Consider the following 15,714-nt stretch of genomic DNA (forward strand, 5'->3'; position numbering starts at 1 on the left):
CCGTCCACCTCGCGTCCACCTCATTCCGTCCCGCATTTCGAAGGAGCAACTCATGATTCCGACATCCACTCGCGATTCCGCACCGCGGCGGCGGGCGGCCATGCTGCGCCGCATCGGCGCGATCGCCATCGCGGCCGCCGCCGTGTTCGGCTACCAGCGCGTCGTCAGTTCCGCGGAACCGATGCGCACCGTGCCCGCACCGACGCTCGACGAAACCCCGGGCGCCTCTCATGAGGAAACGGCCGTGCTCGCCGGCGGCTGCTTCTGGGGCGTGCAGGGCGTGTTCGAGCACGTGAAGGGCGTGAAGCAGGTCACGGCCGGCTACGCGGGCGGCGCCTCCGAAACCGCGCACTACGCGCTGGTCGGCAGCGGGCTGACGGGCCATGCGGAATCGGTGCGCATCGTCTACGACCCGACGCAGGTCACCTACGGCCGGTTGCTGCAGGTGTTCTTCTCGGTCGCGCACGACCCGACCGAACTCAACCGTCAGGGGCCCGACGAAGGGCCGCAATACCGCTCCGCGATCTTCCCGACCACCGCGCAGCAGCGCGCGGTCGCGACCGCCTACATCGCGCAGCTGGGCACCGCGCACACGTTCCCGGCGCCCGTCGTCACGCGCGTCGAGCCGTACAAGGGCTTCTATCCGGCGGAGGCCTATCACCAGAACTACCTCGAGCTGCATCCCGACGCGCCGTACATCGCGTTCAACGACCTGCCGAAGGTCGCCGGGCTGAAGCAGCGCTTTCCGGCGCTGTACCGCGCCGACGCGGTGCTGTGGCGCGACGCCGGCCTGTGAGGGACCGCCGGCGCCGCGGCGGCCGGTGTGCGCGCCGCCGGCCGCGTTTGCGCTGCATCAACGAAACGCATGCTGTCCGGGCCGGGCAAACCCGCATCGGGTCAGCTTCGCGGGCAAACTTCGCGTAGACTTCTCCAGATCAGTCCCCCGCCGCGCACCGCGCGGCGCTCGGAACTCTCCAGCCAGCCAGGAGGCGTCACGCATGCGCGCAGTGCCTTTGTCTGACAGCAGTGCTCTCGAAGAACCGTCCAGTGGCTCGGTCGTGCGCGACCTGCGCCGCGTGCCCATCCATCCCGATCACTGGTATCCGCTCGCGTGGTCGCGCGAACTCAAGCACGGCAAGACGCTCGGCGTGCGCTTCGCCGGCGATCCGATCGTGCTCGTGCGCACCGAATCCGGCGCCGTCTACGCGCTCGAAGATCGTTGCGCGCACCGCCAGGTGCCGCTGCATGCGGGCGTCGTGAGCGGCGAAACGCTGCGCTGCTGCTACCACGGCTGGACCTACGCGTGCGACAGCGGCCGCTGTGTCGACGTGCCGTACCTCGGCCGCGAGCGCCTGCCCAACGGCGTGCGCGCGTATCCGTGCCGCGAGGCGCACGGGCTGATCTTCGTGTTCCCCGGCGACGCGACGCTCGCGGACGAACGCCCGTTCCCCGCGCTGGAATCGGCGGACGATCCCGCGTACAAGACGCGCCGCTTCGGTCGCGAGGTCAAGTGCCACTACTCGTTCATGCACGAGAACCTGATGGACATGAACCATCAGTTCCTGCATCGCAAGCAGATGGGACAGATGCGCGCACGCAGCGTCGGCCGCCGGCGCGGCGACGACTGGGTCGAGGTCGACTACACGTTCGCACGCATGGAAGGCAAGCAGCCGGTCGGCGAGGCGCTCGTGTTCGGCGCCAGCAAGAAACCGACCGACCAGGCCGACAAGAGCGTGATGACGGTGCGCACGGGCTACCCGTACCAGACGCTGCAGATCCGCTCGAGCGAAGGCACGCTCGTGATGGACCTGTGGATCGTCTACGTGCCGCTCGACGCGCAACAGCGCACCAACCGCACGTTCGGACTGCTGTCGATCCACAAGCCGGGCATCCCGTTCGCGCTCGATCTCGCGTGGCCGCTGCTGGTCTGGTTCACCGAGCGGATCTTCCGCGAGGATCGCTGGATCGTCGAGCGCGAGCAGGAAGCGCACGACCGGCAAGGTGCCGACTGGAACCACGAGGTGTTTCCGGTCATCAACGAACTGCGCGACCTGCTGCGCCAGTGCGGCGCGCGCACCGTGATTCCGATCCGCGAGGCAAACACGGGCGACGCGCGCTGACTGCGCAGCGCGTGTGCCCGTTTCGAACCCGTTGCGAACCGGCCTCGAGCCGGTTTCGTGCGCGTTCAGCCGGCGCGCTCGACCGGATGCGGCTCGCGCAGCCGGTTCGCGATGCGCGCGGCCTCGTAGTAGCCGGCCGCGGGCGGCCGCTTCAGGTAACGGCCCGAACCGCGCACCGCACGCAGCTCGCCGTCGGCCCACGCGAGCGCGCCACGCGTGAGCGTGTGGGTCGCGACGCCCTGCACCGCCATCCCTTCGAACACGTTGAAGTCGACCTGCTGGTGATGGGTCTTCACCGAGATCGTCTTCGTCGCGGCCGGGTCCCATACGACCAGGTCGGCATCGGCGCCGACCTGCACCGCCCCCTTGCGCGGATACAGGTTGAAGATCTGCGCGGCGTTCGTCGACGTGATCCGCACGAACTCGTTCGGCGTGATGCGGCCTTGATTCACGCCGTGATGCCACAGCACCGACATGCGGTCCTCGACACCGCCGCAGCCGTTCGGGATCTTCGTGAAGTCCTCGCGGCCCATCGCCTTCTGCGACGCGCAGAACACGCAGTGATCGGTCGCCGTCGTATGCAGCTGCCCGGCCTGCAGCCCGCGCCACAGCGCTTCGCGATGCGCGGCCGAGCGGAACGGCGGGCTCATCACGTGCGCGGCCGCACGCGTCCAGTCCGGGTCGCGATACACGGCCTCGTCGATCACCAGATGGCCCGGCAGCACCTCGCCGAACACGCGCAGCCCCTCGCTGCGCGCGCGCGTGATCGCATCGACCGCGTCCTTCGACGACACGTGCACGATATACACCGGCACGCCGAGCACCTGCGCGATGCGGATCGCACGGTTCGCGGCCTCGCCTTCGACCTCCGGCGGGCGCGACAGCGGATGCGCCTCCGGCCCCGTCATCCCGCGCGCGAGCAGCGCCTTCTGCAACTGGAACACGAGCTCGCCGTTCTCCGCGTGCACGGTCGGCAGCGCGCCGAGTTCGAGCGAACGCGAGAAGCTGTTCACGAGCACCTCGTCGTCGGCCATGATCGCGTTCTTGTACGCCATGAAGTGCTTGAAGCTCGACACGCCGTGCTCGCGCACGAGCGTGCCCATGTCGCGGTGCACCGATTCGTCCCACCACGTGACGGCCACGTGGAAGCCGTAGTCGGCGGCCGCCTTCTCGGCCCAGCCGCGCCATTCGTGAAACGCGTCCATCAGCGGCTGCTTCGGGCTCGGGATCACGAAGTCGATGATGCTCGTCGTGCCGCCCGACAGCCCCGCGGCCGTACCCGAATAGAAATCGTCGCTCGCCGTCGTGCCCATGAACGGCAGTTCCATGTGCGTATGCGGATCGATGCCGCCCGGCATCACGTACTGGTCGTGCGCGTCGACCACCGTCGCGCCGGCCGGCGCGTCGATCGTCTCGGCGATCTGCAGGATCGTGCCGCCGTCCTGCGGGTCGGCACACAGTACGTCCGCGCGATAAGTGCGGTCCGCATCGACCACGGTGCCGCCGCGAATCAGGATTGCCATGTCGTTGCCTCCTCGTTGACTGTCGGGTGCCGCATGCGTTCGCGCATCACGCGTTCGCGATCTGCGCGCGCTGCGCCGCACGCCACTTCATCCAGGTGCCGTACACGCCGGACGCCAGCACGAGGCCGACGAACCACGCATACGTGTAAAGCGTGTTGAAGAACGCCGGCACGTTCGGAAACGACGCCGGGAATGCGGTGTGCAGGAAGCCGGGCAGGTTCGGCAGCACGCCGATGGCGAGCGCCGCCAGTGCGGCCGGGTTCCAGCCGCGCGCATAGCTGAAGTCGCCGCGCTCGTCGAACAGCGCGCGCGTGTCGAGCCGCGTGCCGCGAATCAGGAAGTAGTCGACCATCAGGATGCCCGCGACCGGCCCGAGCAGCGCCGAATAGCCGACGAGCCAGGTGAAGATGTAGCCGTCCGTCGTTGCGAGGATCTTCCACGGCATCATCACGATCGCGATCGTCGCGGTGATCATCCCGCCGGCGCGATACGAGATCGCCTTCGGCCACAGGCTCGAGAAATCGTATGCGGGGCCGACGAGGTTCGCCGCGAGGTTGCAGCACATCGTGTCGAGCGTGAGGATCACGAGCGCGATGCCCACGCCGATGCCGGTCATCCGGCTCGTCAGGTCGATCGGATCCCAGATCGCGTTGCCGTAGATCACGACGGTGGCCGACGTCACGACGACCGACACCACCGACAGCAGCGCCATCGGCAGCGGCAACCCGATCGACTGCCCGATCATCTGGTCGCGCTGCGAATGCGCGAAGCGCGTGAAGTCGGGAATGTTCAACGCGAGCGTCGCCCAGAAGCCGACCATCGCGGTCAGGCCCGGCCAGAACGTCGCCCAGAACAGCCCGGCCTTCTTGCCGCCCGCGACGAATTGCGACGGCGCCGACAGCATCGAGCCGACGCCGCCCGCCTGCGACGTCGCCCACCACACGAGCGCGACGCACATCACGACCTTGATCGGCGCGGACCAGCTTTCGAGCCAGCGGATCGAATCGGTGCCGTGCAGGATGAAGTACAGCTGCAGCGCCCAGAACACGAGGAAGCACGCGAGCTGCCCGAGCGAGATGCCGACGAGCGGCAGCGCGGCGCCGTGCAGCGCGTTGCCGGTCAGGATGTTGAGCAGCGTGTAGATCGCGCTGCCGCCGAGCCAGGTCTGGATGCCGTACCAGCCGCACGCGACGATCGCGCGCAACAGCGCGGGCAGCTTCGCGCCCTGCGTGCCGAACGACGCCCGCACGAGCACCGCGTACGGAATCCCGTGCTTCGCACCCGCATGACCGATCAACAGCATCGGCACGAGCACGATCAGGTTGCCGAGCAGCACCGTCAGCACCGCCTGCCACGGCGACATGCCTTCCTGGATCAGCCCGGCCGCGAGCATGTACGACGCGATGTTCATCACCATCCCGACCCACAGCGCGGCGAAGTGATACCAGCGCCACGTGCGCTGCGCCGCCGTCGTCGGCGCGAGGTCGTCGTTGTACAGGCTGCCGGCCGGCGCCGCGGCGCTGTCGGGTTCGGCGGGAATCGCTGCTGGTTTCATCGAATGCGCTCCACGTAAACGTCGACGCCGGCATCGTGCGATGCCGGCAGAACAGGACACAAGCGGCAGCGCGGGCGATACCGCGCCGCCGGACGTCGGTCAGGCCGCCTTCGCGTGCTTCTCGTGTTTTGCGGGTTCCGCCGGGCTCGCACCCGCATCAGCCCGCGCCGGGTTGTTCGGATGCGTGGTCCAGTTCGCGTAGTCGCCCGCATCGACCCGCTCCATCGTGATGCATTGCTCGACCGGACACACATGCATGCAAAGATTGCACCCGACGCACGCCGCGTCCACCACTTCGAAATGCCGCACGCCGTCCTTCACGGCGGTGATCGCCTGGTGCGACGTGTCCTCGCATGCGATATGGCACAGGCCGCACTGGATGCAGCGGTCCTGGTCGATGCGCGCCTTGATGTCGTACTTCAGGTTCAGGTATTTCCAGTCGGTGACGTTCGGTACCGCGCGGCCGCGTATGTCGTCGAGCGTCGCATAGCCCTTCTCGTCCATCCAGTTCGACAGCCCGTCGACGAGATCCGACACGATCCGGAATCCGTAATGCATCGCGGCGGTGCACACCTGCACGCTGCCGGCGCCGAGCACCATGAACTCGGCCGCGTCGCGCCACGACGAAATCCCGCCGATGCCGGAGATCGGCAGGTTCGGCGTCTCCGGGTCGCGCGCGATCTCGGCGACCATGTTCAGCGCGATCGGCTTGACCGCCGGGCCGCAATAACCGCCGTGCGTGCCCTTACCGTCGACGGTCGGCATCGGCGCCATCTGGTCGAGATCCACCGCGACGATCGAGTTGATCGTGTTGATCAGCGACACGCCGTCCGCGCCGCCCTTGTACGCGGCGCGCGAGCCCATCCGGATGTCGCTGATGTTCGGCGTGAGCTTCACGAGACACGGCAGCTTCGTGCCTTCCTTGACCCAGCGCGTGACCATCTCGACGTATTCCGGCACCTGGCCGACCGCCGCGCCCATCCCGCGCTCGCTCATCCCGTGCGGGCAGCCGAAGTTCAGCTCGACCGCATCGGCACCCGTGTCCTCGACGAGCGGCAGGATCCATTTCCAGTCGCGCTCGTTGCACGGCACCATCAGCGACACGATCAGCGCGCGGTCGGGCCAGTCGCGCTTCACCTGCGCGATCTCCTTCAGGTTCACGTCGAGCGGCCGGTCGGTGATCAGTTCGATGTTGTTCAGCCCCGCGATCCGCTGGCCGTTCCACTGCACCGCGCCGTAGCGCGAGCTGACGTTGACGACGTGCGGATCAAGCCCGAGCGTCTTCCACACGACGCCGCCCCAGCCCGCCTCGAATGCGCGGGTGACGTTGTATGCCTTGTCGGTCGGCGGCGCGGAGGCCAGCCAGAACGGATTCGGCGAAGTGATGCCTGCGATGGTGCAGCGAAGGTCGGCCATGTTCGGCTCCGTGTCGGTGAGAGCGTTTATCGTGGTGCGCGCGAGGTCCGCGGTGCAGGTGCGTATCGCGCGCTCACGCGGCCCGGGCGTCGCGCTGCGCGAGCGCCGCGTCGATCGCGGCCGCCGCGCGCTTGCCGTCCTGCACGGCCTGCACCGTCAGGTCGATGCCGCCCGTCGCCGCGCAATCGCCGCCGGCCCACACGTCGGGCAAAGCCGTGCGCCCGTCCGCGTCGACCGCGATGCGCGACCCGTCCTCGGTCAGCAGCGTGGCCGCGACACCGTCCGGCAACAGCGTCTGGCCGATCGCCTTCAGCACCATGTCCGCGTCGACGGTGAAGCGCTCACCCGACGCGGCCTCGAATTCGACGCCCGTCACGTGCCCGTTCGCGCCCGCGATGCGCACCGGTTTTGCGTGCGTGACGAGCGTGACGCCGCTCTTCTGCGCGAATTCGCGTTCGGCCCAGGTCGCGCTCATCGCGTCCACGCCGCGCCGGTACACCATCGTCACGCGCTGCGCGCCGAGCTTGCGGCTCTGCACGGACGCGTCGATCGCCGTGTTGCCGCCGCCGATCACGACCACGCGCCGCCCGACCGGCACGTTCTCCAGCCCGTCAGCCTGGCGCACCTGCTCGATGAAGTCGACCGCGTTCATCACGCCGGTCAATTGCTCGCCGTCGATCGCGAGCGTGCGCACGCCGCCGAGGCCCATCGCGAGAAACACCGCGTCGTGCCGCTCGCGCAGCGCGTCGAGCGTCACGTCGCGGCCGAGCGCGACGCCCGTCTCCAGCGCGATGCCGCCGACCGACAGCAACCACTCGACTTCGCGCTGCGCGAAATCGTCGACGGTCTTGTACGCGGCGATCCCGTATTCGTTCAGGCCGCCCGCCTTCGGTCGCGCATCGAACAGCGTGACGCGATGCCCGGCGAGCGCGAGCCGGTGCGCGCACGCGAGCCCGGCCGGCCCCGCGCCGACCACCGCGACGTGCCGCCCCGTATCGGGCGCACGCGTGAAGCGCACCGCGCCGCTCGCCATCGCCCAGTCGGTCGCGTGGCGCTGCAGCGCGCCGATCGCGACCGGCTGCGCATCCTGGTGATTGCGCACGCACGCGCCTTCGCACAGGATCTCGGTCGGGCACACGCGTGCGCACATCCCGCCGAGCGGATTCGCGGACAGGATGTCGGTCGCGGCGCCCTTCAGGTTGCCGTTGCCGATCTTGCGGATGAAGCCCGGGATGTCGATCTGCGTCGGGCAGGCCTGCACGCACGGCGCGTCGTAGCAGTAGTGGCAGCGGCTGGCGGCGGCCGCGGCGGCTGTCGGATCGAGCAGCGGCGCGATATCGGCGAATTCACACGAGAGTTGCGTGGACGACAGGCGATGCGCGGCGATATCGCCGGTTGGCTGGGTGGTCATACGCGTTCCTTCGACTGGGTGGAGACAAAGCCGTCCCCGCCGGCCGCGAATGCACAGTCGGGGCGGTCATGCTTTGGAATGCCAATGTCACGCAGTGCGCAGCCTGCCGGCCGCGCTATATCCCGTCCGTCATGAAGCCGGCTCGCAGGCACGCGACAGCATCGCGTGCAGCAGCACGTTCGCGCCGGCCTCGATCCACGCAGGCGTCGCGTCCTCGATCTCGTTGTGGCTGATGCCGTCGACGCAGGGTACGAACACCATCGACGTCGGCGCCACCTGCGCCAGGTAGCACGCGTCGTGCCCCGCACCCGACACGATGTCGCGATGCGAGTAGCCGAAGCGCTCGGCCGCGTCGCGCACGGCCGCCACGCAGGCCGGATCGAACGCGACGGGCTCGTAGTAGAAAATCTGCTCGAGCTCGGTTTCGAGCCCGATCTCGCCCGCGATGCGCGCGACGCCGTCGCGCAGCGCGGCGTCCATCTTCGCGAGCACGGCGTCGTCCGGATGACGGAAATCGACGGTGAAGAACACGCGGCCCGGAATCACGTTGCGCGAGTTCGGGTGAACCTGCATCATCCCGACCGTCGCGCAGCCGAACGGCGCGTGATCGAGGCCGATCCGGTTGACGAGATCCACCACGCGCGACGCCCCGAGCAGCGCGTCGCGGCGGCGCGGCATCGGCGTCGGCCCCGCGTGCGCTTCCTGGCCGGTGAACGTGATCTCGTACCAGCGCTGCCCCTGCGCGTCCGTCACGACGCCGATCGTCTTGCACTCGGCCTCGAGAATCGGCCCCTGCTCGATATGCAGCTCGAACGCCGCGTGCAGCTTGCGGCCGCCGCACGGCACGTCGCCCGCGTAGCCGATGCGCGCGAGTTCCTCGCCGATCGTCTTGCCGTCGACGTCCTTGCGCGACAGCCCGTACTCGAGCGTAAACACGCCGGCGAACACGCCCGACGCCACCATCGCCGGCGCGAAGCGCGAGCCTTCCTCGTTGGTCCAGATCACGACCTCGACCGGGTGTTCGGTCTCGATGCCGCGATCGTTCAGCGTGCGAATCACTTCGAGACCGCCGAGCACGCCGTAGATGCCGTCGAAGCGGCCGCCTGTCGGCTGCGAGTCCGCGTGCGACCCGGTGACGACCGGCGCCGCGTCGGCCACGCGGCCCGCGCGGCGCATGAACACGTTGCCCATCGTATCGACCGTCACCGCGCAGCCGGCGGCTTTCGCCCAGCCGACGATCAGGTCGCGGCCGGCCTTGTCGAGATCGGTCAGCGCGAGGCGGCAGACGCCGCCTTTCGGCGTCGCGCCGATCTTCGCGACCTCCATCAGGCTGTCCCACAACCGCCTGCCGTCGACCTTGATCGACGTATCGAATCCTGCCCGCTTCACTGTTTCCGATACCGTGTCCATTCGTATCGCTCCTGTGGGGTCGGTCATGCCGTCATCCCGGCCGATGCCGGTGCGCGCATTGCAGCCGTCGGGGCAAACCCGCACCTGCGAGGTGCAGATGCGCATCGTTCGCGCGATTCGTCCGATCAAACGGCGTCAGGGTTGGCACTACGTTCCGCCGCTCGTCGAATCCTGTCCGATTGGACAGGTTTTAGACGATCAAAATGCGCAGCGCAATGTCTTTCTTGCGTGAATCGATCGAGCGAGAAACGTGCCACCGCATCGCAGCACCGCGCGCGCACCGATGTGTTCGCGCGTGCGTTCGATGCGAACCAGCGGCTAGAATGAAGCCCAACGCGGCATGCATGCCGCGCGAGGGCAACGATGAGACATGACCAGGCGGCCGCCGACACCATCGGCGACGACGAAACGGGCACGCCTTTGCGGCGACGCAAGGCACACATTCGCGAGTCCAACGAAGCGCATCTGCTGGCCTGCGCGGAAGCCGTGTTCGCGGAGCGCGGGCTCGGCGGCGCGAGCACCGCGATGATCGCGGAGCGCGCGGGCCTGCCGAAGGCGAACCTGCATTACTACTTCCCGACGAAGCTTGCGCTGTACCGCCGTGTGCTCGACGACCTGTTCGAAGACTGGCACCGCGCGGCCGGATCGTTCGAGACCGGCGACGATCCGGTCGAAGCGATCGCCAGCTACGTGCGCGCGAAGATGGATCTGTCGCGACGGCGCCCGCTCGGCTCGAAGGTATGGGCGAACGAGATCATCCACGGCGCCGCGCACATGCAGGACATCCTGTCGGAGCGCGTGAAGCCGTGGTTCGACACGCGCGTGAAGGTGATCGAAGGCTGGATCGCGCGCGGCCTGCTCGCGCCGATCGATCCGCACGCGTTGATGTACCTGATCTGGGCGACCACCCAGCACTATGCGGATTTCGATGCGCAGATCCGCGCGCTGAGCGGCAAGCGTGCGCTCACGCAGAAGGCGTTCGCCGAGACGACCGAAGAGGTCGTGCAGCTCGTGATCCGCGCGTGCGGCGCGGTGTCGCCGGAGGCGAACGCGTAGCGCGATCGCGCGCGCTCCGGAAAGCAGAACGGGCGACGGGCACCCTGCCCGCCGCCCGCATCGCGAAACGGCATGCGTGCCGTCTCGCGCGTGACGCGTCAATGCGTTCGCGTTACGCGGCTACGCGACGCGCTCGATCGCGATCGCCGTCGCCTCGCCGCCGCCGATGCACAGCGACGCGACGCCGCGCTTGAGCCCATACGCTTCGAGCGCGGCTAGCAGCGTCACCATCACGCGTGCGCCCGATGCGCCGATCGGATGGCCGAGCGCGCACGCGCCGCCGTGCACGTTCACCTTGTCGTGCGACAGGTCGAGATCGCGCATCGCGGCCATCGCAACCACCGCGAACGCTTCGTTGATCTCGAACAGGTCGACGTCGCGCAGGCTCCAGCCGGTTTTCTCCGACAGCTTGCGGATCGCGCCGATCGGCGCCGTCGCGAACAGGCCCGGCTTGTTCGCGTAGGTCGAATGCCCGACGATCACCGCCTTCGGCGCGAGGCCGAGCCGGTCCGCTTCCGAGCGGCGCATCATCACGAGCGCGGCCGCACCGTCGGAAATCGACGACGAATTGGCGGCCGTCACCGTGCCGCCTTCGCGAAACGCCGGCTTGAGCGTCGGAATCTTGTCGAGCTTCGCTTTGCCCGGCTGCTCGTCGATCGACACGACGGCTTCCGTCTTGCCGGCCTTCACCGTCACCGGCGCGATCTCCGACACGAAGCGCCCTTCCGCGATCGCGCGTTGCGCGCGCGTCAGCGACGCGATCGCGAACGCGTCCTGCTCCTCGCGCGTGAACTGGTAAGCCTGCGCGCAATCCTCCGCGAACGTGCCCATCAGCCGGCCCTTGTCGTACGCATCCTCGAGCCCGTCGAAGAACATGTGGTCGAGCACCTGGCCGTGCCCCATGCGCATTCCCGCGCGCGCCTTCGGCAGCAAGTACGGCGCATTCGTCATGCTCTCCATCCCGCCCGCGACCGCCACGTCCGCCGATCCGGCCAGCAGCAGGTCGTGCGCGAACATCGCGGCCTTCATCCCGGAGCCGCACATCTTGTTGACCGTGGTCGCGCCCGTACCCAGCGGCAAGCCGGCCTTCAGCGCGGCCTGCCGCGCCGGCGCCTGACCCTGGCCGGCCGGCAGCACGCAGCCGAACACGATTTCATCGATGCGCTCCGCGGGCACGTTCGCGCGCTCGAGCGCCGCGCGGATCGCCACCGCGCCGAGCTCGCTCGCGCTGGCCGCGGCCAGGTCGCCCTGAAAACCACCCATCGGCGTGCGTGCCGCGCCGACGATTACGATCGGATCCTGTGTCGTCATGATTGCATTCCTCCAGTGTCAGCGCGGTGCCATGCGCAGCGCGCCATCGAGACGGATGACTTCGCCGTTCAGCATCGTATTCTCGGCGACGTGGCGCACCAGCGCCGCGAATTCTTCGGGGCGGCCGAGCCGCGGCGGGAACGGCACGCTCTTGCCGAGCGCGTCCTGCACGTCCTGCGGCATGCCGGCCATCATCGGCGTCGCGAAGATGCCCGGCGCGATCGTCACCACGCGAATGCCGAACCGCGCGAGTTCGCGCGCGATCGGCAGCGTCATGCCCACCACGCCGCTCTTCGATGCCGCATACGCGGCCTGCCCGATCTGTCCGTCGAACGCCGCGACCGACGCGGTGTTGACGATCACGCCACGTTCGCCTTCCGCGTCGGCGTCCTGTTTCGACATCGCATCCGCCGCCAACCGGATCATGTTGAACGTGCCGACCAGGTTGATCGATACCGCACGCGCGAAGCGCTCGAGCGAATGCGGGCCCTCGCGGCCGACCACCTTCTCGCCCGGTGCGACGCCCGCGCAATTCACGAGCGCATCGATGCGGCCGAACGCGGCGCGCGCGGCGGCAACGGCGGCCTGCCCGTCGGCTTCGCTCGTCACGTCGGTCTTCACGAAGCGTGCGGATGTGCCGAGTTCGTGCGCGAGGCTCGCGCCGGCGTCTTCGTTGACGTCTAGCAGCACGGCGTTGCCGCCTTCGGCGACCACCATGCGCGCCACCGCGGCACCGAGGCCCGAGCCGGCGCCCGTAATCAGAAAAACGCGATCCTTGATGTTCATTCGCAGTCCGTAGTCAGTATTCGATAGTCAGGATTGAGCGACCTTCTCGGCTTCCATCTTGCGCAGCACGAAGCGCTGGATCTTGCCGCTCGGGGTTTTCGGCAGCGCGTCGACGAACTCGATCGCGCGCGGATAGGCGTGGGCCGACAGCCGTCGCTTCACGTGCTGGCTGAGTTCGTCGGCCAGCGCCGGCGTGCCGTCGAAGCCCTTCGACAGCACGACGAACGCCTTGACGATCTCCGTGCGCTCCGGGTCCGGCACGCCGATCACCGCGGCCTCGCTGACGGCCGGATGCTCGATCAACGCGCTTTCCACGTCGAACGGGCCGATCCGGTAGCCGGACGAGGTGATCACGTCGTCCGCGCGGCCGATGAAGCTCACGGTGCCGTCCGGCTCGAGCTCGACGTTGTCGCCGGTCCGGTAGTAGCCGCCCGCGATCGCCGGCGTGTCCTGCTGCCAGTAGCCGGAGAACCACAGCAGCGGCGAGCGCGCGATGTCGATCGCGAGGTTGCCGGGCTCGCCGGGGCCGAGTTCGCGACCGGTGTCGTCGAGCACCGCGACGCGATAGCCGGGCATCGCGAGGCCGGCCGAACCGGCATGGACGACGTGCGCGAGCCCGTGATGATTGTTCACGACCATGCCGAGCTCGGTCTGGCCGTAGTGATCGTAGATCGGCGCACCGAGCGCCGCGTGGAACCAGCGCACGACTTCCGGATTCAGCGGTTCGCCCGCGCTGCTGACGATCCGCAGCTGCCCTTTCAGGCGCGATGCCGCTTCCGTGCCGGCCGCCATCAGCATCCGGTACGCGGTCGGCGAACCGGCGAGGCTCGTGATGCCGAGCCGTTCGATCACGTCGTAGGTGCTGTCGACCGTGAAGCCGCCCTCGTACAGCGTCGTGGCGTGGCCGAGCAGCAGCGGGCCCGTGATCGCGTAGTAGAGGCCGTATGCCCAGCCCGGATCGGCGATGTTCCAGAAACGATCGCCGGCGCGCAGGTCCACCGCGTCGCGCATGTATGCGCCGAACGCGAGCAGCGCGCGCAGCGGCACCGGCACGCCCTTCGGCAGGCCCGTCGTACCCGACGTCGACATCATCATGAACAGGTCGGTGCCCTTGCGCGGCACCGGTTCGAATAGCGCGGACTGCGCGTCGAGCGCCGCACGGAAATCGATGTCGCGCGCCGGCAGCGCGTCGCCCGCCTCGCGCACCGTCGCGACCCGCGGGCAATCCACGATCTCGTCGAGCTTCGCGCGATTCGCGATGTTGGTGACGACCAGACGCGCATCGCTCATGCGCAGCCGGTGCTCGATCGCCTTCGGTCCGAACGCGGTGAAGAGCGGCTGATAGACGGCGCCTGCGCGCCACGTGCCGAGAATCGTCGCGACGAGTTCCGGCGTACGCGGCAACAGGCCGGCGACCACGTCGCCCGGCTTCACGCCCTCCTCGACCAGCAGGTTCGCGACCCGCGCCGACAGCGCCTGCATCTGCGCGAACGTGAAGCTGCGGTGCCGGCCGCCGACGTCGATCCAGTCGAGCGCGATCGCATCCGGATCCGCCGCCGCATGCCGGTCGCAGCATTCGACGCAGGCGTTCAGGCCCTGCTCCAGGTCGCCGTGCAGATGTGCGGCGGCGGTCTCGATACGGAAGCCGGCCACGGCGTCGGCGTAGGCCGGCACCACCCGGGCGGTTGCTCCATCACGCATGCGTGTCTCCTGTTCGTTATGACCGCCGGCGAACCGGGGGTATATCGATGATGGTAGACAGCCGTCACATTGCAATCAATGACAAACAGAATCTAGAATCGTGATCGCTTTTGCCATGTCTGGAGGACATGAAAAAATGGGGCCGCAGATGATCTCGCCGGGTTTCGTCGAGGATGCGCTCGAGAGCCTGCGCCGGCGGCGGATGCCGACCGAGGCCGTGCTGCGTGCCGCCGGCCTGCCGGCCGCCGTGCGCGAGCCCGTCACGCCGCAGCAGTACGGCCGGTTGTGGCTGGCGATCGCCAGCGCGATCGATGACGAATTCTTCGGGCTCGCGGCCCGCCCGATGCGGCGCGGCAGCTTCACGCTGCTGTGCCATGCCGTGCTGCACGCGGGCACGCTCGAGAAGGCGCTGCGGCGTGCGCTGCAGTTCCTGCGTGTCGTGCTCGACGAACCGCACGGCGAGCTCGTGGTCGCCGACGGCCAGGCGCAGATCGTCCTCACGCAGGCAGGCGCACCGTATTCGGCGTTCGCTTACCGGACGTTCTGGCTGATCCTGCTCGGCGTCGCCTGCTGGCTTATCGGCCGGCGCATTCCGCTGCAGCGCATCGATTTCGCGTGCCCGAGCCCCGACCAGCGCGGTGACTACCACCAGTTCTTCGGTGTGCCCGTGCATTTCGACCGCCCCGACAGCCGGCTCGCGTTCAACGCCACGTACCTCGCGCTGCCGACGATCCGCTCCGCGCAGGCGCTGAAGACCTTCCTGCGCTGCGCGCCCGGCAACCTGCTCGTGCGCTATCGGCACGACACCGGCTGGGTGGCGAAGACGCGCGCACGACTGAAGGCGCTGCCGGCCAGCGAGTGGCCGGACTTCGACACGCTGGCCGTGCGCCTCGGCACGACGCCCGCGACGCTGCGGCGACGCCTGCGCAGCGAGGGGCAGAGCTTCGCGTCGATCAAGGACGAACTGCGCGGCGCGCTGGCCCAGTCGCTGCTGCGCGGACAAACGCTCAGCGTCGCGGAAATCGCGGCGGAACTCGGTTTTACCGAGCCCAGTGCGTTTCATCGTGCGTTCCGGAAATGGACGGGGACGAGCCCGGGGGCGTTTCGGCGGGAGGTCAATGGGGCGCAGGCGAAGCATTGAATTGGGGCGCAGGCGCCACGCTCGATGCGAGCGCGCTGACGGGTAAGGCCGACGTGCATGACCGCTGTGAATTTCAGCAGTCGTGCGATTGCTCAAGCCGTTGGCCTTCAAAGGAATTTCTGGAAGAACCGTCTTCCTTTGCTTCAAGAGGCGATTCCTGCTCATTCGACGACCAAGCAATCGATTCGGCTGCGAGCCCGCTATCACTGTGCTGTTTGTTGGCGCTCGAACACTTCCGGCATCGACAACGACGCAGCGCGGAATCGACCGTGCCGCATGCCGGC

13 protein-coding genes are annotated in these 15,714 nt (G+C 68.5%); 5 read left to right on the top strand and 8 right to left on the bottom strand.

What is annotated here, in order from left to right; genetic code table 11:
• The first annotated feature begins 52 nt into the window (after positions 1–52).
• Positions 53–796, top strand: a complete 744-nt coding sequence (gene msrA / locus PL79_RS22135) for a peptide-methionine (S)-S-oxide reductase MsrA (RefSeq protein ID WP_044847214.1) — start codon at positions 53–55, stop codon at positions 794–796.
• A 202-nt stretch (positions 797–998) separates the two neighbouring features.
• Positions 999–2,120: an aromatic ring-hydroxylating oxygenase subunit alpha gene (locus tag PL79_RS22140; protein WP_044847213.1), complete on the top strand. Its 1,122-nt coding sequence runs from the start codon at positions 999–1,001 to the stop codon at positions 2,118–2,120.
• 65 nt (positions 2,121–2,185) lie between these two features.
• Here PL79_RS22140 and hydA read toward each other — a convergent pair whose 3' ends face one another.
• The 5 genes from hydA to PL79_RS22165 all read right to left on the bottom strand — a co-directional run bounded on the left by hydA (position 2,186) and on the right by PL79_RS22165 (position 9,435).
• On the bottom strand, positions 2,186–3,643 hold the full coding sequence (gene hydA / locus PL79_RS22145; protein WP_044847212.1) for a dihydropyrimidinase: 1,458 nt from the start codon (positions 3,641–3,643) through the stop codon (positions 2,186–2,188).
• A gap of 46 nt (positions 3,644–3,689) precedes the next feature.
• Positions 3,690–5,198, bottom strand: coding sequence for an NCS1 family nucleobase:cation symporter-1 (locus tag PL79_RS22150; protein WP_044847211.1), 1,509 nt, complete (start codon positions 5,196–5,198; stop codon positions 3,690–3,692).
• A 99-nt stretch (positions 5,199–5,297) separates the two neighbouring features.
• Positions 5,298–6,614 (bottom strand): NAD-dependent dihydropyrimidine dehydrogenase subunit PreA, encoded by a 1,317-nt coding sequence (gene preA / locus PL79_RS22155; RefSeq protein ID WP_044847210.1) that lies wholly within the window; start codon positions 6,612–6,614, stop codon positions 5,298–5,300.
• Between the two features lie 73 nt (positions 6,615–6,687).
• Positions 6,688–8,025, bottom strand: coding sequence for an NAD(P)-dependent oxidoreductase (locus tag PL79_RS22160; RefSeq protein ID WP_044847209.1), 1,338 nt, complete (start codon positions 8,023–8,025; stop codon positions 6,688–6,690).
• Between the two features lie 129 nt (positions 8,026–8,154).
• Entirely contained in the window at positions 8,155–9,435 is a 1,281-nt protein-coding gene (locus tag PL79_RS22165; protein WP_044847208.1) for a Zn-dependent hydrolase, read from the bottom strand.
• Between the two features lie 25 nt (positions 9,436–9,460).
• Here PL79_RS22165 and PL79_RS36215 point away from each other — a divergent pair, with 25 nt between their 5' ends.
• Together PL79_RS36215 and PL79_RS22175 are read left to right on the top strand one after the other, a co-directional pair.
• Positions 9,461–9,667 carry a hypothetical protein gene (locus tag PL79_RS36215; protein ID WP_185640908.1) on the top strand — a complete coding sequence of 69 codons (207 nt, stop codon included), beginning with the start codon at positions 9,461–9,463 and terminating at the stop codon, positions 9,665–9,667.
• A gap of 131 nt (positions 9,668–9,798) precedes the next feature.
• Entirely contained in the window at positions 9,799–10,491 is a 693-nt protein-coding gene (locus tag PL79_RS22175; protein WP_044847207.1) for a TetR/AcrR family transcriptional regulator, read from the top strand.
• A 120-nt stretch (positions 10,492–10,611) separates the two neighbouring features.
• On the opposite strand, the gene PL79_RS22180 is transcribed toward PL79_RS22175, so the two are convergent.
• From PL79_RS22180 to PL79_RS22190, 3 genes are read right to left on the bottom strand one after another with little or no spacing between them, the layout of a single operon-like run.
• A complete protein-coding gene (locus tag PL79_RS22180; RefSeq protein WP_044847206.1) occupies positions 10,612–11,802 on the bottom strand; it encodes an acetyl-CoA C-acetyltransferase in 1,191 nt (396 codons plus the stop codon).
• An 18-nt stretch (positions 11,803–11,820) separates the two neighbouring features.
• Positions 11,821–12,588 (bottom strand): 3-hydroxyacyl-CoA dehydrogenase, encoded by a 768-nt coding sequence (locus PL79_RS22185; RefSeq protein WP_044847205.1) that lies wholly within the window; start codon positions 12,586–12,588, stop codon positions 11,821–11,823.
• 27 nt (positions 12,589–12,615) lie between these two features.
• On the bottom strand, positions 12,616–14,289 hold the full coding sequence (locus PL79_RS22190; RefSeq protein ID WP_044847204.1) for an acyl-CoA synthetase: 1,674 nt from the start codon (positions 14,287–14,289) through the stop codon (positions 12,616–12,618).
• 136 nt (positions 14,290–14,425) lie between these two features.
• Here PL79_RS22190 and PL79_RS22200 point away from each other — a divergent pair, with 136 nt between their 5' ends.
• The gene (locus tag PL79_RS22200) at positions 14,426–15,430 is read left to right on the top strand and encodes an AraC family transcriptional regulator (RefSeq protein WP_044847203.1); all 1,005 of its coding nucleotides are present in this window, start codon (positions 14,426–14,428) and stop codon (positions 15,428–15,430) included.
• Positions 15,431–15,714 lie beyond the last annotated feature (284 nt).

The sequence above is a fragment of the Burkholderia sp. USMB20 genome (assembly GCF_000949135.2).
Taxonomy (GTDB): Bacteria; Pseudomonadota; Gammaproteobacteria; order Burkholderiales; family Burkholderiaceae; genus Burkholderia.